We start from the raw sequence: 18,711 nt of genomic DNA, 5'->3' as shown, positions 1-18,711 counted from the left end.
CCGGCGTTTGAGGCGCGGGGTCCGGGGCGGAGCCCCGGTTCGGGAAGGGGCGGGGTGGGGAAACGGCTCCGCGCAGCGGCAACGGCCCGCACCCCCGCCACGCCGCACCCGACATCGGCACCGCGCCCCCGGCAACGAACCGCACGGGGCCGGGGCCCGGGGCCGGAGCCCGGGGACGGGGCGGGAGCCCGGGGACGGGGCGGGAGCCCGGGGACGGGGCCGGGGCCCGGGGCCCGGGGCGGGAGCCCGGGGACGGAACCCGGGACGGGGACGGATGTCACGGTCGTGGCACAACGGGCGGCACGGCGGGGGCCGTTCGCCCGCGGAGGACCTAACCTGCCGCTCCGCCGTCCCGCCGACAGCCCGCGGGGCGACCGAAGGGGAGGGGTGACCGTGAGCGAGAACGCGGCGGAAGTTCCCGGTACGGCCGGAGGGGCGGGGGCGGGGGCGGGTCCCGTCCCTGGGCCCGCGGCGCAGGGGGCGGGGACCGCCGGCGCCGTGGGCGGGCCCGCGGGCCGGGATCCGTGGAAGGCGCCCGCCGGGGTGGCGGTCGCGCGGGCGGCGGCGCCCGGGTGGGAGGCGGTCGTGCGGAGCGGGCCGGCGGCACCCGTCCCCGCCGTGACCCTGTGGGCCGTGCCGGGTACCGGGGTCGCCGCCGCGCTGCTGCTGGCCGACGGCGTCGGGATCGGGCTGCTCCTCGCCGTGCTGCCGGCCGCCGTGGCCGCGTACGCCGCCGCCCGGGCCGCCGGGCGGCGGGCCCGGCCCTGGAGCCTGGTCTGGGCGGCCGGCTGCCTCGCCCTGCTCGTGGTGCCCGCGCTGCGGGACTCCGCGTGGCCGTCCTCCCTCGCCGTGCTGGCCGCCCTCGGGCTGGCCGCCTTCGCGCTGCACGGCAGCCGCACGTGGCCCGGCGTGCTGCTGGGTCCGGCCGGTCTGTTCGCGGCCGCGCCGGGTGCCGTCCGCTGGGGCTGGGAGGGCCTGCGGGCCCGTGGCGCCGGGCGGCGCGACCCCCGGCTGCTGCCGCTGCTCAAGGCGGCCGGGGTGGCGCTGGTGCTGCTGGTGCTCTTCGGCGCCCTGTTCGCCTCCGCCGACGCCGCGTTCGCGGAGCTGCTGGAGCGGATGACCCCCGACCTGTCCGGCACGGACGGCCCGCTGCGGCTGGTGCTGTTCGTCCTGGGCGGGCTCGCCGCGCTCGCCGCCGCCCGGGTCGCGGCGGCGCCGATGCGCTGGGACCGCATCCGCGTGACCCCGGGCAGGGCCCGCTCCCGGGCCGAGTGGGCGCTGCCGCTGATCATGCTCGACCTGCTCTTCGCCGGCTTCAACGCCGTACAGCTGACGGTGCTGTTCGGCGGGTACTCCGAGGTCCTGGAGCGCACCGGTCTCAGCTACGCCGAGTACGCCCGGCAGGGTTTCTGGCAACTGCTCTGGGCCACCGTGCTCACCCTGGCCGTGATCGCCCTCGCCCTGCGCTGGGCGCCCCGGTCCACTCCCGGCGACCGGCGGCTGGTCCGGGCGGTGCTGGGGGCGCTGTGCCTGCTGACCCTGGTGGTGGTGGCTTCCGCGCTGCGCCGCATGGACCTGTACGTGGACGCGTACGGGCTGACCCGGCTGCGGCTCTCCGTGGCGGCCGTCGAGCTCTGGCTGGGGGTGGTGCTCGTACTGATCGCCGCGGCCGGGGTGTTCGGGGCGCGGCTGCTGCCCCGGGCGGTCGCGGCGTCCGCGGGGGCGTCCGTGCTGGCCTTCGGGCTGGTGTCGCCAGACGGGCTGGTCGCCGAGCGGAACGTGGCCCGGTTCGAGCGGGACGGCCGGCTGGACCTGGAGTACGTGCAGTTCCTGTCGGCGGACGCGGTACCGGCCCTGGACCGGCTGCCGGAGCCGCTGCGCTCCTGCGCGCTGGCCGGGATCCGGGAGGAGCTGAGGCTCTCCGGCGACGTGCCGTGGTACGCGACCAGCCTGGGCGAGCGCCGGGCGCGGCGGATCCTGCGGGAGCGGCCGCCGGTCCCCGACCCGTCCTGCGCGCGGCCGCGCTCCTTCGACCGCGGGACGGGCTACCAGGCCGTACGGATTTCCGGGCGGTCACCCTCAGGGGGCGGCGGCCCGGAGCCGTGCCGGAAGGGTTCGGCACCGCCCTGACCAGGTGCTCGTACGGTTTTCACCGCAGCCGATAATGCGATGCGTTACCAATCCTTTACCTGCGGTCACCGCAACCAACCCCGCCCCGGGAGCTGTTGTCACGGCGTACGGCACGATCCCCCAGCTTCAAGGAGCACCATGTCCCTCCCCCTGACCCGCCGGATCGCCCGCACCGCGCTGCTGCTCGCGGCGGGGGCGGCACCCGTGGTCGGTGCGGCCGGCGCGGCGAGCGCCGCGGAGGCCACGACCGCCCCCCAGCTCGGCTCGCTGACCGCCACCGCCGAGGAGTCCGCCAGCGGCCTCACCGGCAGCGCCACCTCCCTGCTCGGCGAGACCGCCGGACAGGCGTCCGAGAGCGGGCTGCCCGCGGCCGACGGAGTCGCGGGGAAGCTGCCCGCCGCCGACGGAGTCGCCGGGAAGCTGCCCGCCACCGATGCCGTGACCGGCAAGCTGCCTGCCGCCCCGCCCTCGCTCGGCGGACTGCCGGTCGGCGGTGTCGCCACCGGCCAGCTGCCCGTCCCGTCCCCCCTCGGCTGACACCCCCTCCTCGGCCAGGGACGCCGAAGGCCCCGGAGCACGCGCTCCGGGGCCTTCGGCGCGACCGCGGGTGTTACGCGGCGGCCGCGCCCAGCCGCTTCACGGCGGCGGCCACCCGCTCGTCGGTGGCGGTGAACGCCACCCGGACGAAGTCGGCTCCCGCGGTGCCGTAGAAGTCGCCCGGCGCCACCAGCACGCCCAGCTCCGCGAGGTACGCCACGGTGTCCCAGCAGGGCTCGTCCCGCGTGGCCCAGAGGTACAGGCTCGCCTCGCTGTGCTCGATCCGGAAGCCGTGGGCCTCCAGCGCGCCCTTGAGCGCCGCGCGCCGGGCGGCGTACCGCTCGCGCTGCTCGGCCACGTGCGCGTCGTCGCCGAGGGCAGCGGCGGTGGCGGCCTGCACGGGGGCGGCGGTCATCATGCCGCCGTGCTTGCGGATCTGGAGCAGCTCGCCCAGCACCGCGCCGTCGCCGACCAGGAACGCGGCGCGGTAGCCGGCCAGGTTGGAGCGCTTGGAGAGGGAGTGGACGGCGACGAGGCCGTCGAACGAGCCGCCGCAGACGTCCGGATGCAGGACGGAGACCGGGTCGGCCTCCCAGCCCAGCTCCAGGTAGCACTCGTCGGAGAAGACCAGCACGCCGTGCTCGCGGGCCCAGGCCACGATCCGGACGAGGTCCTCCTTGGGCAGCACGCGGCCCGTCGGGTTGGACGGCGAGTTCAGCCACAGCAGCTTCAGCCCGGCCGGGTCCAGCTCCGTCGGGTCGTCGTAGACCACCGGCTCGGCACCGCACAGCCGGGCGCCGACCTCGTACGTCGGGTAGGCGAGGCGGGGGTACGCGACCCTGTCGCCCGGGCCCAGGCCCAGCTGGGTCGGCAGCCAGGCCACCAGCTCCTTGGAGCCGACCACCGGGAGGACGTTGGTGTGCGCGACGGAGGCCGCGCCGAGGCGGCGCTCCGCCCAGCCGGCGATCGCGTCGCGCAGCTCGGCCGTGCCCCACACCGTGGGATAGCCCGGGGAGTCGGCGGCCGCGATCAGCGCCCGCTGGATGTGGTCGGGAACCGGGTCCACGGGGGTGCCGACCGAGAGGTCGACGATGCCGTCCGCGTGGGCCGCTGCGGTCGCCTTGTACGGCTCCAGCTTGTCCCAAGGGAAGACGGGGAGGCGGGACGATACTGCGGGCACGGTGCGCTGCTCACTTTCTCGTACGGGCTTCGGAGCGCCTCGTAGTGGCGGTACGGGGCAGGAAAACACGCCGGTCCTGTACGGCGGGGCCGTACAGGACCGGGGATGTCACCTCAGTGACCGGCGTTGATGTCGGCCGGGAGGGCCGCGATGAACGGGTGGTCACGCTCGATCAGGCCGAGCTTGGAAGCACCACCGGGCGAACCGAGCTCGTCGAAGAACTCGACGTTCGCCTTGTAGTAGTCCTTCCACTCTTCCGGAGTGTCGTCCTCGTAGAAGATCGCCTCGACGGGGCAGACCGGCTCACAGGCACCGCAGTCGACGCACTCGTCGGGGTGGATGTAAAGGGACCGGGAACCCTCGTAGATGCAGTCGACGGGGCACTCTTCGATACAGGCCTTGTCCTTGACGTCGACACAAGGCTCCGCGATGACGTAGGTCACGCTCTCGTTCCTCCTCGGTAGGGCTGTCCAAATCGCGCGGGAGCGCGGCGTCGTCGATGCCCGCACCTAGTATCTCCGTTCCGGGGCACGATCCGAACAGGAGGGGCATACAGAGCTGTGGAAATCACTGCCGGTGGACGGTTTGAAGTGCGTATCACCCCGGCTGACGTGGGTAAACGCGTCTCTGTACGCCGCCTGAACCCCGACCGGGACGGCACGGGCACCTTCACTGACACGGTCGGTGTTCTCACATCCTGGAACGACGGTGTGCTGCTGATCACACGGCGGACCGGGGAAACCGTCCGCATCGCGGAATCGACGCTGGTCGCGGGCAAGATTGTGCCCCCTGCCCCGGCGCGCCGGCGCGGTCCTGCGGCGGGTTTCGAGGAGCTCGCGACCGTCTCCGCCCGGGCCTGGCAGCCGGTGGAGAGCGAGCGGCTGGGCGACTGGGAGCTGCGGGCGGCCGCCGGATTCACGCGGCGCGCCAACTCGGTGCTGCCGCTCGGTGATCCGGGGATGCCGCTCGACGATGCACTCGCCCGGGTGACCTCCTGGTACGCGGAACGGGGACTTCCGGCGTACGCGCAGCTCGCCACCGGCGCCGAGGGCACCCAGGAGGCGCTCTGCGTGGAGCTGGAGCGGCGCGGCTGGGTGCGCGAGGTGTCGGCCGAGGTGCGGATCGCCGCACTGGCGCCGCTCGCGGACGCGGCGGCGGACGTGTCCCGGGTGCGGCTGTCCCGTACCGCGGACGCGGCCTGGACGGCCCGCTACCAGCGCTCCGGCGAGGTGTCCCCCGAGGTGGTGAAGGTGCTGTCGGCCGGGCCCTCGGTGTGGTTCGCGACGACAGCGGCGGAGGACGGCACCGTCGTGGCGATCGGCCGGTGCGTGGTGGACGGGCGCTGGGCCGGGTTCATGGCCGTGGAGGTGGCGCCGGAGCGGCGCCGCGAGGGGCTGGCCGGCGCGGTGATGGCGGCGCTGGCGCGGCAGGCGCTGGAGGAGGGCGCCTCGGCCGCCTGGCTCCAGGTCGAGACGGACAACGCGGGCGCGCTGGCCCTGTACGACGGCCTGGGCTTCGCCCCGCACCACGCGTACCACCACTTCCGCGCCCCGGCCGTGCCGTGAGCGGCCGCGAGGAGTTCGCCCGGGAGGCCCGGTCCGAACGGCCGGACCTCGCGCGGCTGTGCCTGCTGCTGGCGGCGGAGCTGGACCCCGCACTGGACGAGCGGGGCATGGACGAGGCCGAGATGGAGCTGGACCGGCTGGCCGGCGAACTCCCGTACGGGCTGCGCGGCGGCCGGCGCTGGGCCTCCGCGATGGCGGCGCTGCTCGGCGGCCGGTACGGGTTCCAGGGCGTCCCGGTGGACTACCAGCGGCTGGACTCCTCGCTGCTGCACGAGGTGCTGCGGCGCCGGCGCGGGCTGCCGATCCTGCTGTCGGTGGTCTGGATGGAGGTCGCCCGGCGGGCCGGGGCGCCGGTGTACGGGGTCGCCCTGCCGGGGCACTTCGTGGTCGGCTTCGGCGACCCGTCGGAGCACGTGCTGGCCGACCCGTACTCGGGCGGCCGGCCGCTGACCGGCGCGGACGCGGAGCTGCTGGTGGTGAGCGCCACGGGCGCGCCGCTCGACCCGGCGCAGCTGGAGCCTGCTCCCCCACTGGAGATCGTGCTGCGGATCCTGAACAACGTACGGGCCTGGGCGGGCGCCCGGCCCGAGCAGTGCGGCGTGCAGCTGGCGGCCACGGAGCTGTCGCTGCTGCTGCCCTCCCACCCGGCCCGGCTGCGCTACGAGCGGGCCCAGCTGCTGGTGCAGCGTGGCGAGTTCCTGCGGGGCGCGGCGGAGCTGGAGGGGTACGCCGAGCTGATGGACACGGTGGACGAGGCCGCGGCGGAACGGATCCGCGCCGAGGCGGCCGCGGCGCGGGCGATGCTCAACTGAGCCGTCGGGGCCAACCGATCCGTCGGGGCGGACCGATCCGTCGGGGCCGCCTGACCCGTCGGGGCCGGGGAACGTCTCTCACCGCTCCTCGTCGCGCTCCTTGTGCTTCTGGTAGTAGCGGGCCACGCGTGCCCGGTTGCCGCAGACGGACGGCACGCACCAGCGGCGGCGCGGGTGCGCGGGCAGGAAGAGCAGCACGCAGTCGTGGCCCTCGCACTGGCGGACCTTCTCGAAGCGGGGGTCGAGGAGCAGCTCCGCGACGGCCTCGGCGAGTTCGGCCGCGAGGCGCTGTGCGGGGGTGCCGGGGCGCCGGGTGCCGCCCGTGTAGCCGCCGTCGGCGTCCTGGCCGAGGTGCCGGTGGGCGGGGGCGGCCGCGAGGGTCCTGTTGAGCTCCGCGAGGTCCTCGGGCGGGGCGGGGGTCCCGGCGCGGGCCGCGCCGATGAGGCGGGCGGCGGTGTGCCGTACCGCGTGGACGGCGGCGAGTTCCGCCGGTCCGGCGTCGGGGCGGGCCCCGAGACGGCCGCTCTGGGTGCCGAGCCAGGCCGTGAGGGATTCCGGTGTCGCGAGGAGGTCCACCATGCCGTCGAGGACGCGGGTGTTGACCAGGTCCAGGGCGAGCGGTTCGCCGGTGAGGGGGAACGGTGCAGTCATTCCCTAATGCTACATCTACCCGTTGACACGTTAGTAGTGATCGCCGATGCTGGGAGCCACCCGGCACCTAATGGGTCTTTCCGTTACGGAGGCATGTGATGAGCAGCTCGGCGCAGATCGTCCACCGGTACGTCGAGGTCGACGGGGTCCGGGTCTTCTACCGCGAGACCGGCCCGGCCGACGCCCCCGTCCTGCTCCTGCTGCACGGCTTCCCCTCGGGCTCCCACCAGTACCGGCGGCTGATGGAGACCCTGGGCGGCGAGTTCCGACTGGTGGCCCCCGACTACCCGGGCTTCGGCCGCACCGAGGCGCCCGCGGGCTTCACGTACACCTTCGAGCGGCTCGCCGACGTCACCGAGGGCTTCGTCACCGCCCTCGGCCTGGAGCGCTTCGCCCTGTACGTCTTCGACTTCGGGGCGCCGGTGGGCTTCCGGATCGCCGCCCGCCACCCCGAGTGGATCACCGGTCTGGTGGTGCAGAACGGCAACGCGTACGAGGACGGACTCTCCGACGCCGCACGGCAGTTCATCGCCCTGCGCCGGGAGGTCCCGGGCGACGTCGAGCAGATCCGGGGCCTGCTGACCCCCGAGGGCACCCGCTTCCAGTACGAGACGGGCGCCGCCGACCCGGCCCGCCTCGACCCCGACAGCTGGACCCTCGACCAGCACTTCCTGGAGCTCCCGGGCCGCAAGGACGCCCAGGTGGACCTGGCCCTGGACTACCGCTCCAACGTCGCGCGCTACCCCGAGTGGCAGGCCTGGCTGCGCGAGTACGCGCCGCCGGCGCTGGTCGTCTGGGGCGCCGGCGACCCGTTCTTCACGCCGCCCGGCGCCCACGCGTACCTGCGCGACCTGCCGGAGGCGCGGCTGCACCTCTTCGAGACGGGCCACTTCGCGCTGGAGGAGCGCCTGCCGGAGATCGCCCCGCTGGTCGCGGACTTCCTGCGCGAACTGGCGTAGGCCCGGCCCCCGGATCAGGCCGGAGGCCGGCGGCCGGGGCCGGCCGGGAAGGTCAGAGCCAGCCCTTCTCGCGGGCGAGGCGCACCGCCTCGGCGCGGTTGCGGGCGGCCAGCTTCTGGATGGCCGTCGAGAGGTGGTTGCGCACGGTCCCCTGGGACAGGTGCATCGCGGCCGCCAGCTCGGCGTTGGTCGCCCCGTCCGCCGCCGCCCGCAGCACCTCGCGCTCCCGGCCGGTCAGCGGGTTGGCGCCCTCCGCCAGGGCCGCGGCCGCCAGCGTGGGGTCGATGACCCGCTCCCCCGCCAGCACCCGGCGCACCGCGTCGGCCAGCTGCGCCGCCGGGGCGTCCTTGACCAGGAAGGCCGAGGCGCCGGCCTCCATGGCGCCGCGCAGGTAGCCGGGCCGGCCGAAGGTCGTCAGCACCACGATCTTCAGGGCCGGCAGGGCCTCGTGCAGCTCGCGCGCCGCCTCGATGCCGGTCTTGCCGGGCATCTCGATGTCCAGCAGCGCCACGTTGACGTCGTGGCTGCGGGCCGCCGCCAGCACCTCGTCCCCGCGCGCCACCTGGGCCACCACCTCGACGTCGGGTTCGAGGCCGAGCAGCGCGGCGAGGGCCTCCCGGACCATCGACTGGTCCTCCGCGAGGAGGACTCGGACGGGTGCGGCGGTCATGAGCCCGATCCTAGGGGGGTGAGGGGGATCCGGGCGGAGAGGGTGAAACCCCCTGCCGAGGGCCCGGCGGACAGCGTCCCGCCCACGGCGGCCAGCCGCTCCGTCAGCCCCGCCAGGCCGTTGCCGGGTACGACGGCACCCGCGCCCGGCCCGTCGTCCGCCACCGACAGCTCCAGCTCGGGCCCGGCCGGCGTCTGGCGGGCGGCCAGCCGCACCGTGCACCGGCGGGCACCACTGTGCCGGACCACGTTCGTGACGGCCTCCCGGAGCGCCCAGGCCAGCGCCGACTCGGCCTCCTCCGGCAGTTCGGGCAGGTCCGGGTCCACCGGCAGCTCCGGGCCCACCGGCAGGTCCGCCACGATGCCCGCGGCGGCCAGGGCGGTGCGCGCACCGGCCAGTTCGCCGGGGAGGGTCGGCCGCCGGTACCCGCTGACCGCCTCGCGCACGTCGACCAGCGCCTGCCTGCTGACCCTCTCGATGTCCGCGACCTGCGCGGCCGCCTTCCCGGGGTGGTCCGGCAGCATCCGCCCGGCCAGCTCGCTCTTGAGGGTGATCAGCGAGAGGGAGTGGCCCAGCAGGTCGTGCAGGTCCCGGGCCAGCCGCAGCCGCTCCTCGTTGGCGGCCAGCTGGGCCACCGTGGCCCGCGCCTCCCGCAGTTCGAGGGTGGTGCGCAGCATCTCCCGTACGCCGATCATCGCGAAGCCGCCGAGGAGCGCGGGCACCACCAGGCCGGCCAGGTAGTACCCGCCCGCCGGCACGGAGAGGGCGGCCAGGACGAGCAGCGCGGTCGCGCCCGGCACCGTCCACCGCGCCACCCGGGCCGGCAGCGCGGCGCCGGACGCGATGGACACGTACACGAACAGCACCAGCCACTCCCGACCCAGACACACCGACAGCACCAGGGCCTGCGCGGCCAGGACGCCGACGGAGGCCAGCAGCCTGGCCGTGCTCGCCCGGTGGCCGGTCCTGAAGAGCAGGACCAGGTACCAGGCGACGAAGGCGGTCAGGCCCAGGCAGCCGAGGATCCGCACCCCGGTGCTGTGCCCGCCGGCGACCAGGTCGGTGACGGGCGCGCCGAGGTAGAAGAGCCAGACCGAGGTCCAGAGGACCTTGACGACCGTCTGGCGGCGGTTGCCGGGCCGTTCGCCGGTGCCGGTCCCGACCGGTGCTTCCGGGCCGGGCACGGTGCGTACGCGGGTGGTGTTCACGGCCTCAGTGTGTCCTTGCGGTAGAGCCGGGCCGCGCCGCCCGCGTACGGCCCTGCTCGGCCCGCTCCCGCAAGGTCGCCCGGAAGGCCTGGCGGGCGGTGGCGGTGCTCTGCACGGTCGTCGTCGTCATGCCCCAAGGCTCGCCCGCGGCGGGGTGGCGGCGACAGTGTCGCGGGTCGTGGGTCCGGCATGACGGATGTCATGGGCGGGACCGTGACGGTGCGGTGGGCCGGGGTGCGAGGGGCCGTCGGCGGGGTGCGGTGGGCGCAATGCGGCGGGCCGTGGGGCGGTCGGGCGAGGGGCGGTCGGCCGAGGGGCGGTCGGGCGAGGGGCGGTGGGCGGAGTCCGGCGCGGGACATGCTGGCCGGGTCCGGACGTGCGAGGGCCCCCGCCGGTGTTCCGGCGGGGGCCCTCGGACCGTCGGGGCCCCTCCTGGCGCGGAGGGGCGTCGCGGGTCAGCTCGGGTCGAGCTCGATCTCGGCGGTGCGCTCGGCGGCGGTCTTGCCGCGCAGGGCCTGCCGCAGCACGCCGACCACGTCCTCCGGCTTGACCGCGGTCTTCTCGCCGGTGCCGCGGGTGATCAGCACGCCGTCGAAGGTGTCCCCGTACAGCTCCTTGAGGGCCACCAGGTCGTACGTGTCGACGAGCTTGCCGTCCACCGCCTTGACGCCGAGGATCTTCGGCAGCGACAGGGCCGGGCCGAAGGGGATCGACTTGCCGCCGGCCTTGACGATGACCTTGCCGGACATCGCGGGCTCGGCGAACTCCTTCATCATGCGGTCGAGTTCGGCCTGGTCGATGACCGGCTCCTTGCTGGTGACCGGGAGGTCCACGGCGGGGGCGCGGCCGGTCTCCAGCTGCTTCCGGTACGCCTGCTCGACGGCGGCCATCGACTTGTCGACGTCGAGGGCGTTGCCGGCCTTGCCGGGGACGGCGGTGACCTTGTTGGGCTCGAACTTGATGGTGCCCTCGACCACGGAGCCGGAGCCGCCCGCGAGGTCCTCCAGGGCGACCTGGAGCTTCTCCTCGTCGACGTGGACCACCGGGTCGGCGGCGCGCTCGTTGCCGAACAGCGAGCCGATCACGGAGAGCGGGTTGTAGTCGCTGCCCTCGGCGTTGCGGACGGTGGTCTGGCTGTCGAGGCTGAGCCCGGCCTTCTCCGGCTTGAGCTCGACCTGCCGGCCGCCGACGGTGAGCTGGATCGGCGCGGTGGCACGGCCGCCGAAGGCCTGCTGCATCTTGCCGAGCGCCTCCTCCTTGCTGCCGCCGATGTCCACGCCGAGCACGGTGGTGCCCTTGGGCACGTCGGAGTGGTTGAGCAGCAGCCCGGCGCCGTAGGCGACGCCGAGCAGGGCGACCGCGCCGGAGCAGGCCAGCACCAGCTTGGAGCCACCCTTGCGGGCGGCCGCGGCCTTCTTCGGCTTGGGCACCGGGCGCCGGGGCGCCGCGGCGGGGCTGCTCAGGCCGGGGCTGTCCGTACCGGGTCCGCCCGTACCGGGTCCGCCCGGGCCGGGCCGGCCCGGTGCGGGGACGGCCGGGCCCTGGCCGGCGGCCGGGCCCTGCGGGAACGCGGGGGCGTCGTAGGCCGGGCGGTCGAAGGCCGAGGTGTCGATGCCGGGGCCGTCGAAGGCCGAGGTGTCGAAACCGGGGTTCTCGACGGCGGGCGCACCGGGCTGCGGCATCGGCGGTACGACCGGCAGTGCGCTGGTGGGCGCGTCGTCGCCGAGGTCCGGGCCGGGCCACTGCGGGGTGAACGCACTGGTGTCGTCGTCCAGGCGGGGCGCGACCGGCATGGTGCCGAGGCCGGGCCCGGTCGTCGGGCCGGCGGGCCGGTGCAGGGCGCCGTCGCCGGGGCCGCCCTGCGGGTACGCGCTGCCCGCGCCCGGAGCCGGCGGCGGGAAGCCGTGGCCGCCGGCCGGGGCGCCCGCTCCGGGCCCGCCGGGAGCCGCGGGGGCGCCCGGTGCGCCGGGACCGCCCGGGCCGAAGCCGTTGCCGGCCGCCGGGGCCGCGGGGGCACCGGGGCGGAAGCCGTTGCCGGCAGGAGCGCCGGGGGCGGTGGGCGCGCCGGGCGCGCCGGGGCCGAAGCCGTTGCCCGCCGCCGGGCCGCCGGGGCGGTTGCCGGGCGCGCGGGGCGGCGTACCCGGGGCACCGGCCGGGGCACCCGTGGGGGCGCCGGCGCCGAAGGCACCCGCGCCGCGCGCGGCCGGGCTGCCGGGGGCGCCCGGTCCGCGGCCGACGGGCCGCTGGGGCAGGCCCGCGCGGGGTCCGCCGGAACGCTGGCCCGGTCCCTGTCCGTTCATGTCCGCTCCCCCGTTGTCCGGGCCCCCCGCAGGGGACCCGGCAGCCGGGGCCGCGCCCGGTCCTGGGAGGGCGGGGCGGGACGCCGGAGGCGGGGTCGCACCCTTGCGCGGGGCGAACCAGCCGCTCGGCTCCGGCTTGGGCGCCTCCGCCGCGGCCGGGGCCGCGGGCGGCTCCTCGTTCTGCGACGCCGCGGGGGCGGGCTCCGGTTCCGCCACCGTGTCCTCGGCGGCGACCGGCTTGCGGACGACCACGGGCGGGATGGGCCGCGAACCCGGGATGTTGATCCGGATCCGGGTCGTCAGCGTGGTCTCGGTCTTGGGCTCGTCCGGTTCCAGGGAGGACGGCGTGGGCTTCGAAGTCATCGTTTGCTCCTCCGGAGCGTTCGCCCCGGTGTCCGTGGCCGGATTCTGGCGGGATCCGTACGGCGGCGTACCCGAGGGGTAGGCGGCTCCGCCGCGCCCGTGGGGCCCGGAGGACGAACTGTCAGTTTCACGACTCAAGGCAGGTTCTCCCGGTTGGCTCCGCCGCCCGTCGTACCGTGCGCGGGCAGCTCGGCGGCGCCGTCCACCATACTGGCCACCGCCGGAACGCAACTGTCCGCATGTGACAGCCCGGTTCCGGCGTGCGCCCCCGAGGCCGCACGGGCGCCGTCCTCACAACCCCCGGACGAGGTCCCGGCGTCGGCCCGAACGGCACGTCACCTGCCGGACCCTGCGGCCGGAACGGCTCGTTCCGCCGGCGGGCGGAGGGTGGCGCAGATCACAGCGGCGACGATTCCACCCAGCATGTAGACATACGTGCTGATTCCGGCAACGAAAACGGCGTCACCCTCGGGCCGCGGGGTGGACAGCAGCAGGAAGGCGACGAACCAGCCGGCGGCCGCGGCACCGGTGCCGAGCACGCCCCCGGTGGCGATCCGCCCGCCGAGGAAACAGCCGAACGTGCCCAGCAGGGCGAGCAACAGCCCGCCGGGGAACCAGGCGTCGACGACGAGCGCGCCCGCGAGGCCGGTCAGCAGACCGGCGACGAACAGACCGAGGGTGGCGGCGATCCGGCCGGGCATCGAGGTCACCCGTCCACCCCCGCGAAGAGGTCGTGCTCGCGCTCGCCGGCCGGGACGCCCGGGGCGCCCTTGACCAACTCGTAGTACTCCTTGACGAACAGCGGCTGCGCCAGGTCGTTGGAGAGGGCGAAGAACGGGCCGTCGACGGCGATCTGGGTGGCGTGCGCCCGCATCGCGGCGGCCTTGGCGGATCCGTACGCGTCCGCGGCGATCTCGGCGGTGATGTGCGAGTCGTCCACGACGCCCGGAACGTCCTCGACGGTCGCGATGCCCGGGAAGGGCGATTCCTCGCCCTTCGCGTGCAGCCGCTCGAAGCCCTCCTCGACCACGGAGCGCGGGATGCGGTTCCAGTAGATCTTCCGGATCTCGTGCGGCTCGCCGAGGTCGCGGCGGAAGGCCTTCTCCGCGGCGAGTTCGGCGGCTCGCATGGCGACGCGGTGCGCCTGGATGTGGTCGGGGTGCCCGTACCCGCCGTTGGGGTCGTACGTGACCATGACCTGCGGACGGACCCGGCGGATCACCTCGACCAGGTACGGCGCGGCATCGTCCACCTCAGTGTTCCAGAAGGCGCCGGGGCGGTGGTTCTGGGGGACGCCCATCATCCCGGAGTCCCGGAAGCGGCCGGGGCCGCCCAGGAAGCCGTGGTCGGTGACGCCGAGTTCGGCCATGGCCGCCGCCAGCTCGTCGATCCGGTACCGGCCGAGGGTGTCGTCCCGGTCGGCCGCCAGGTGGGCGAGCTCGGGCGGGATGACCTCGCCCTCCTCCCCCAGGGTGCACGTGACCAGGGCGACGTGGGCCCCCTCGGCCGCGTACTTGGCCATGGTGGCGCCGTTGTTGATCGACTCGTCGTCCGGGTGCGCGTGCACCAGGAGCAGGCGGCGGGCGGGAAGACCGTTCATGGGGGACAGACTACGAGCCCCGGACTAGAACTTCAGGCCACCGATCATGCCCGCCACGTTGGAGGTCAGTTCGCTGATGGTGGGAGCGATGGAAGAGCTGGCGAGGTAGAACCCGAGCAGCACGCAGACAAACGCGTGTCCCGCCTTCAGGCCCGCTTTGCGGACCAGCAGGAAGACGACGATCGCCAGCAGCACCACCGCCGAAATCGAGAGTGCCACGGCGGTTCACCTCCACATGTGTTCGCGTACCCGGACGGCTTGTCAGCGTTCTCAACGTGCTCACCCTGCCCGCCGGCGCGCGCGACGGACAGCACTTGGCGGAGTCATACCCACCGTGCGCTACGGATCATAACTTTCCGTGCGAACGCATCCTTCGGAGCACGGGTGCACGAGGGGGCGCATGGCACCCGCCGGACGGGGGCGCGTGGTTGCGCGGGACGGCGTGCGGATGGCCGGCCGGGGGACCTGGGTCTCCCGGCCGGCCGACGGCACCCGCACGGCCGTACGCTGTCCAGCCTGCCTCGTTCACATATCGGTGTTGCGACAGTGAAGTTGCCTGCTTGTTAACGAAGTTGATGGGTATTTATCGCCCATGTCAGCACGGCCTGACGCCTCGTCAAGCACTGTACGGCGGCGATCGGAACTCCCTTTGCTCAAGTTGTGGCGCCCGGCCCTGTCCGGCGTGTCGGCCCCCTTGACTGGCCCCCCGCCACTGAAGAGAGTTCCGCTCAATTCCCACTCAGAGCGCGGGGGCTTCACTCGATGACCAGTCCTTCCCAGGCCGAGGCGGACTCCTCCGGGACTCCGCCGCCGCTGGACCCCCTCGCGAAGATCGACCCCGCGGAGGCGCAGGAGCTGACGGGACGTTCACCCGGACAGCTGATGTGGCGGCGGTTCCGCCGCGACCGGGCGGGGATGGTCTCCGCGTACGTGGTGCTCTTCTTCTTCGCCGTCGGGCTGCTCGCGCCGGTGATCTCGAAGCTGTACGGCAAGGACCCGTACACCGTCTGGGCCGACGAGCGGATGGAGCTGTTCGACAGCGCCGGCACGCCCATCGGCCCCAACGGCGGGATGAGTTCCGAGTTCTGGTTCGGCCTGGAACCGGGCAACGGCTACGACGTCTTCACCAAGCTCCTCTACGGCATCCGCACCTCGCTCATGATCTCGCTGGCGGTGACGCTGGCGACCGTCCTGACCGGCATCCTCCTCGGCGTGGCCGCGGGGTACCTCGGAGGTCGGACGGACTACTGGATCGGCCGGCTGATCGACCTCCTGCTGGCCTTTCCCGCGCAGCTGTTCTTCATCGCGTCGATGCCGGTGGTCGTCTCGCTCTTCGTGGACCCGCAGGACGAGACGCCGACGTACGTCCGGGTGGTCGCGCTGATCGCCGTGCAGTGGTTCCTGGGCTGGATGGGGCTGGCCCGGCTGCTCCGCGGCACCACGCTCACCCTGCGGGAACGCGAGTTCATCGAGGCCGCCAAGGTCAGCGGCGCCTCGCCGTGGCGGATCATCCGGAAGGAGATCCTGCCGAACCTCGTCACACCGATCCTCGTCCAGGGCACCTTCATGCTGCCCAACTTCGTCACCGCCGAGGCGGGCCTGTCCTTCCTGGGCGTGGGCGTCGTGGAGCCCACCCCGGACTGGGGCGCGATGTTCGCGAAGGCGGCGTCCGTCTACGAGGTCGATCTGACGTACATGTTCTTCCCCGGCATCGCGATGATCGTCTTCATCGTGGCGTTCAACCTGCTCGGGGACTCGGTCCGGGACGCCTTCGATCCCAAGGCCGCGCGCTGATCACCGCCAGGCACATCCCCTCGATGACGGACGGACAGGTGGAAACATTGACTCCTCAGGGTGGACGCAGAGCGTACGCCGCCATCTCGGCGGTCGCGGCCGGAGCACTCGCGCTCACGGCCTGCGGCGGGGGCGGCGCGGGCGGGGACAAGAACGACGGCAAGAAGGACAAGGAGAACGCCCAGCGCCAGCAGGCGCAGATCAAGTTCGGCGACGAGGCCGCGTCCACCGGTCCGGCCGCCCCCGTCGCGGGCGCGAAGACCGGCGGGACCGTCTCCGTGCTCCAGCGCGACAGCTACGCGCACCTCGACCCGGGCAACATCTACGTGTCCGACGAGCAGTCCCTCGCGTCGCTCATCCACCGCGGTCTGACCGGCTACAAGGCCGACGCGACCGGCAAGGGCCACACCATCGTCGGTGACCTCGCCACCGACAGCGGCACGCCTTCCGACGGCGGCCGGACGTGGACGTACACCCTCAAGGACGGCATCAGGTTCGCCGACGGCACCCCGATCACGTCCAAGGACTTCCGTCACACCTTCGAGCGGCTGTTCTCGCAGGTGATCACCGAGGGCCCGACCTTCATCCAGCAGTGGCTGGCCGACAAGCCGGGCGCCGAGTACCGCAAGCTGCTGCCGGACGGCCCGTACAAGGGCGCCCACCTGCCCGCGACGGTTCTGGACACCCCGGACGACAAGACCGTCGTCTTCCACTTCAAGCAGCCGAAGGGCGACCTGCCCTACGCGCTCGCGATGTCCGGGTACAGCGTGGTCTCGGCCAAGGGCGACACGCAGAAGGCCTACGACAAGGCACCGGCCACCTCGGGCCCGTACCGGATCAAGGAATTCAAGGCCGACAAGTCCATGACGCTCGTGCGGAACGAGAACTGGGACCCGAAGACCGACCCGATCCGCAACGCGTACGTCGATCAGTTCAACATCACCTTCAACCACCAGTACGAGGACTCCAGCCGCCGCCTGATCGCCGACACCGGCGAGAACAGGACCGCGCTGAGCTTCAACAACCAGGTGGACGCCACCAACCTGGCCAAGGTGAGGGCCGACGCCGGGCTCAAGGCCCGTTCGGTCGACGGCTTCCAGCCGTACGTGGGCCAGATGAACATCAACCTGCGCAAGCCGGAGCTGAAGGACATCAAGGTCCGCAAGGCCATCGCCTACGCGCTCCCGGTCTCCCCCTTCATCCGCGCCTACGGCGGCGACGACGCCATGGCCATCGCCGGCGGCCTGATCTCCCCCACCGTCAGCGGCTACCGCGAGTCCGACCCGTTCGGCAAGAAGGCCAAGCCCGCGGGTGACCCCGAGAAGGCCAAGAAGCTGCTGGAGGAGGCCGGCAAGGCCGGCATGAAGCTGACCTTCGGCTACATCAACACCCCCGAGGGCCAGCAGTACTCCAACGGCATGGCGGAGGGCCTGAAGAAGGCCGGCTTCGACGTCCAGCGCCAGGAGATCCCCAAGGACACGTACTACGACGTCGTCAGCAAGGTGAACAACAAGTACGACATCTTCCACACCGCGTGGGGCGCCGACTGGCCCTCCGCGTCCACGGTCATCCCGCCGCTGTACGACGGCCGCCAGATCCAGGACGGCGCGCAGAACTACTCGCAGGTCAACGACCCGCGGGTGAACGCGGACATCGACCGGATCAACGGCATCACGGACGCCGCGAAGGCCGCGACCGAGTGGAACAAGGTCAACGAGTACCTGCTGACCGAGGTGGTCAACGTGGTGCCCACCGGCTACTACAAGCAGGTCCAGATCGCCGGCTCGGGCATCGGCGGCGTCGTGTACGACGACGTCCTCGGCGGCATCGACCCGCGCAAGCTCTTCGTCAAGTAACCCTCACCGACCGGCCCTCCGGTCCGCCCGCCCGCGACGCGACCCCTGCGTGCGGGCGGGCGGTGCCGGGCGCCCCGCCGCCGCTGCTGAGAGCTGCCCACACCCATGCTGCGATTCCTCCTGCGCCGTACCCTCGGCTCCGTCGTGATCCTGCTGCTGATCAGCGTGTTCACGTTCTTCCTGTTCTTCGCCATCCCGCACGACCCGGCCCTGCTCGCCTGCGGCAAGACCTGTACGCCGGACGCGCTCGCGGTGATCCACAAGAACCTGGGCATCGACAAACCCGTACCCGTGCAGTACTGGGAGTTCCTCAAGGGTCTTCTCATCGGCCGGGAGTTCGACCTGGGGCCCTGTCCCGCCCCCTGCTTCGGCTACTCGTTCTCCAAGAACGAGCCGGTCTGGGAGCTGCTGCTGGACCGCTTCCCCGTCACGCTGTCGCTGACGGTGGGCGCGTCGGTCTGCTTCCTGCTGGTGGGGCTGGGCACGGGCATGGTCTCCGCCTGGAAGCGCGGCACGCTCGCCGACAAGGTGTTCAGCGGTGGCTCGCTGGTGCTCAGCTCGATGCAGATCTACTTCCTCGGCCCCATGGCGCTCGCGGTCTTCGTCTTCCAGACCGAGCTGCTGCCCCAGCCGAAGTACACCGACTTCACCGAGAACCCCGTCGCCTGGTTCACCGGCCTGCTGCTGCCCTGGGTGATCCTGTCGACGATCTTCACCGGCAACTACACCCGCATGGCGCGCTCCACGATGGTCGAGCAGCTCCAGGAGGAGCACGTGAAGACCGCCCGCGCCAAGGGCATGTCGAGCCGGTACGTCTTCTTCCGCTACGCCTGGCGCGGTTCGCTGGTGCCGATCGTCACGATCTTCGGCATCGACCTGGGCTCGCTGCTCGGCGGCGCGATCATCACCGAGTACACCTTCGGGCTCACCGGCATCGGCAACCTCTCGGTGCGCGCCGTCACCGACTCGGACCTGCCGCTGCTGCTGGGCGTGATGCTCTTCGGCGCCGCCATGATCCTGCTCTTCAACATCATCGTGGACGCCCTGTACGCGTTCATCGACCCGCGCGTGCGGCTGGCCTAGGAG

At 73.4% G+C, this 18,711-nt stretch carries 18 protein-coding genes; 8 read left to right on the top strand and 10 right to left on the bottom strand.

Annotation, left to right across the window (positions count from 1 at the left end):
- Nucleotides 1-285: 285 nt before the first annotated feature.
- Nucleotides 286-2,130, top strand: a complete 1,845-nt coding sequence (locus ACIQUQ_RS24840; protein ID WP_403979622.1) for a DUF4153 domain-containing protein — start codon at nt 286-288, stop codon at nt 2,128-2,130.
- A gap of 138 nt (nt 2,131-2,268) precedes the next feature.
- Complete coding sequence (locus ACIQUQ_RS24835) at nt 2,269-2,667, top strand: ATP-binding protein (RefSeq protein ID WP_403979620.1); 399 nt, start codon at nt 2,269-2,271, stop codon at nt 2,665-2,667.
- Between the two features lie 73 nt (nt 2,668-2,740).
- Here ACIQUQ_RS24835 and dapC read toward each other — a convergent pair whose 3' ends face one another.
- Nucleotides 2,741-3,847 carry a succinyldiaminopimelate transaminase gene (gene dapC, locus ACIQUQ_RS24830; protein ID WP_403979618.1) on the bottom strand — a complete coding sequence of 369 codons (1,107 nt, stop codon included), beginning with the start codon at nt 3,845-3,847 and terminating at the stop codon, nt 2,741-2,743.
- A 113-nt stretch (nt 3,848-3,960) separates the two neighbouring features.
- The gene (gene fdxA / locus ACIQUQ_RS24825; protein ID WP_399945004.1) at nt 3,961-4,290 is read right to left on the bottom strand and encodes a ferredoxin; all 330 of its coding nucleotides are present in this window, start codon (nt 4,288-4,290) and stop codon (nt 3,961-3,963) included.
- Nucleotides 4,291-4,407: 117 nt separating this feature from the next.
- Between fdxA and ACIQUQ_RS24820 the strand changes: the two genes are divergently transcribed.
- Nucleotides 4,408-5,412, top strand: coding sequence for a GNAT family N-acetyltransferase (locus ACIQUQ_RS24820; RefSeq protein WP_403979615.1), 1,005 nt, complete (start codon nt 4,408-4,410; stop codon nt 5,410-5,412).
- Entirely contained in the window at nt 5,409-6,224 is an 816-nt protein-coding gene (locus ACIQUQ_RS24815; RefSeq protein ID WP_403979613.1) for a transglutaminase-like domain-containing protein, read from the top strand. Before ACIQUQ_RS24820 ends, ACIQUQ_RS24815 begins: the two co-directional genes overlap by 4 nt.
- Nucleotides 6,225-6,302: 78 nt before the next feature.
- Here the strand turns inward: ACIQUQ_RS24815 and ACIQUQ_RS24810 are convergent, their stop codons facing one another.
- Nucleotides 6,303-6,875 (bottom strand): CGNR zinc finger domain-containing protein, encoded by a 573-nt coding sequence (locus tag ACIQUQ_RS24810; RefSeq protein ID WP_403979610.1) that lies wholly within the window; start codon nt 6,873-6,875, stop codon nt 6,303-6,305.
- 98 nt (nt 6,876-6,973) lie between these two features.
- Between ACIQUQ_RS24810 and ACIQUQ_RS24805 the strand changes: the two genes are divergently transcribed.
- A complete protein-coding gene (locus ACIQUQ_RS24805) occupies nt 6,974-7,834 on the top strand; it encodes an alpha/beta fold hydrolase (protein WP_403979607.1) in 861 nt (286 codons plus the stop codon).
- 52 nt (nt 7,835-7,886) lie between these two features.
- Here the strand turns inward: ACIQUQ_RS24805 and ACIQUQ_RS24800 are convergent, their stop codons facing one another.
- From ACIQUQ_RS24800 to ACIQUQ_RS24770, 7 genes are all read right to left on the bottom strand, one after another.
- On the bottom strand, nt 7,887-8,504 hold the full coding sequence (locus ACIQUQ_RS24800) for a response regulator (protein ID WP_403979604.1): 618 nt from the start codon (nt 8,502-8,504) through the stop codon (nt 7,887-7,889).
- Nucleotides 8,501-9,712, bottom strand: a complete 1,212-nt coding sequence (locus ACIQUQ_RS24795) for a sensor histidine kinase (RefSeq protein WP_403979601.1) — start codon at nt 9,710-9,712, stop codon at nt 8,501-8,503. Before ACIQUQ_RS24795 ends, ACIQUQ_RS24800 begins: the two co-directional genes overlap by 4 nt.
- A gap of 4 nt (nt 9,713-9,716) precedes the next feature.
- Complete coding sequence (locus tag ACIQUQ_RS24790) at nt 9,717-9,842, bottom strand: hypothetical protein (protein WP_403979598.1); 126 nt, start codon at nt 9,840-9,842, stop codon at nt 9,717-9,719.
- Nucleotides 9,843-10,167: 325 nt separating this feature from the next.
- Nucleotides 10,168-12,375 (bottom strand): peptidoglycan binding domain-containing protein, encoded by a 2,208-nt coding sequence (locus tag ACIQUQ_RS24785; protein ID WP_403979595.1) that lies wholly within the window; start codon nt 12,373-12,375, stop codon nt 10,168-10,170.
- 335 nt (nt 12,376-12,710) lie between these two features.
- Complete coding sequence (locus ACIQUQ_RS24780; RefSeq protein ID WP_403979657.1) at nt 12,711-13,076, bottom strand: DUF6113 family protein; 366 nt, start codon at nt 13,074-13,076, stop codon at nt 12,711-12,713.
- 5 nt (nt 13,077-13,081) lie between these two features.
- Nucleotides 13,082-13,975, bottom strand: coding sequence for an N-acetyl-1-D-myo-inositol-2-amino-2-deoxy-alpha-D-glucopyranoside deacetylase (gene mshB / locus ACIQUQ_RS24775; protein ID WP_403979592.1), 894 nt, complete (start codon nt 13,973-13,975; stop codon nt 13,082-13,084).
- A 24-nt stretch (nt 13,976-13,999) separates the two neighbouring features.
- The gene (locus ACIQUQ_RS24770; RefSeq protein ID WP_399944978.1) at nt 14,000-14,194 is read right to left on the bottom strand and encodes a hypothetical protein; all 195 of its coding nucleotides are present in this window, start codon (nt 14,192-14,194) and stop codon (nt 14,000-14,002) included.
- Between the two features lie 543 nt (nt 14,195-14,737).
- On the opposite strand from ACIQUQ_RS24770, the gene ACIQUQ_RS24765 reads away from it, so the two are divergent.
- The 3 genes from ACIQUQ_RS24765 (at nt 14,738) to ACIQUQ_RS24755 (ending at nt 18,708) form a co-directional block, all read left to right on the top strand.
- Entirely contained in the window at nt 14,738-15,769 is a 1,032-nt protein-coding gene (locus tag ACIQUQ_RS24765; protein WP_403979589.1) for an ABC transporter permease, read from the top strand.
- Between the two features lie 23 nt (nt 15,770-15,792).
- On the top strand, nt 15,793-17,625 hold the full coding sequence (locus tag ACIQUQ_RS24760; RefSeq protein WP_403979586.1) for an ABC transporter substrate-binding protein: 1,833 nt from the start codon (nt 15,793-15,795) through the stop codon (nt 17,623-17,625).
- A 105-nt stretch (nt 17,626-17,730) separates the two neighbouring features.
- Complete coding sequence (locus tag ACIQUQ_RS24755; RefSeq protein WP_403979583.1) at nt 17,731-18,708, top strand: ABC transporter permease; 978 nt, start codon at nt 17,731-17,733, stop codon at nt 18,706-18,708.
- Nucleotides 18,709-18,711 lie beyond the last annotated feature (3 nt).

It is taken from the genome of Streptomyces sp. NPDC101118, assembly GCF_044759445.1.
In the GTDB taxonomy this organism is placed as follows: domain Bacteria; phylum Actinomycetota; class Actinomycetes; order Streptomycetales; family Streptomycetaceae; genus Streptomyces.
The sequence above is the reverse complement of the archived record's forward strand: the minus strand, read 5'-3'. Positions and strand labels throughout refer to the sequence as shown.

What these genes read in the sequence shown, in the direction of transcription:
- ACIQUQ_RS24835 (WP_403979620.1), top strand. Translation starts at nt 2,269, where the DNA reads ATGTCCCTCCCCCTGACCCGCCGGATCGCCCGCACCGCGCTGCTGCTC.
- mshB (WP_403979592.1), bottom strand. Translation starts at nt 13,975, where the DNA reads ATGAACGGTCTTCCCGCCCGCCGCCTGCTCCTGGTGCACGCGCACCCG.
- ACIQUQ_RS24755 (WP_403979583.1), top strand. Translation starts at nt 17,731, where the DNA reads ATGCTGCGATTCCTCCTGCGCCGTACCCTCGGCTCCGTCGTGATCCTG.
- ACIQUQ_RS24785 (WP_403979595.1), bottom strand. Translation starts at nt 12,375, where the DNA reads ATGACTTCGAAGCCCACGCCGTCCTCCCTGGAACCGGACGAGCCCAAG.
- ACIQUQ_RS24780 (WP_403979657.1), bottom strand. Translation starts at nt 13,076, where the DNA reads ATGCCCGGCCGGATCGCCGCCACCCTCGGTCTGTTCGTCGCCGGTCTG.
- ACIQUQ_RS24810 (WP_403979610.1), bottom strand. Translation starts at nt 6,875, where the DNA reads ATGACTGCACCGTTCCCCCTCACCGGCGAACCGCTCGCCCTGGACCTG.
- ACIQUQ_RS24790 (WP_403979598.1), bottom strand. Translation starts at nt 9,842, where the DNA reads ATGACGACGACGACCGTGCAGAGCACCGCCACCGCCCGCCAGGCCTTC.
- ACIQUQ_RS24760 (WP_403979586.1), top strand. Translation starts at nt 15,793, where the DNA reads ATGACGGACGGACAGGTGGAAACATTGACTCCTCAGGGTGGACGCAGA.
- ACIQUQ_RS24800 (WP_403979604.1), bottom strand. Translation starts at nt 8,504, where the DNA reads ATGACCGCCGCACCCGTCCGAGTCCTCCTCGCGGAGGACCAGTCGATG.
- ACIQUQ_RS24805 (WP_403979607.1), top strand. Translation starts at nt 6,974, where the DNA reads ATGAGCAGCTCGGCGCAGATCGTCCACCGGTACGTCGAGGTCGACGGG.
- ACIQUQ_RS24765 (WP_403979589.1), top strand. Translation starts at nt 14,738, where the DNA reads ATGACCAGTCCTTCCCAGGCCGAGGCGGACTCCTCCGGGACTCCGCCG.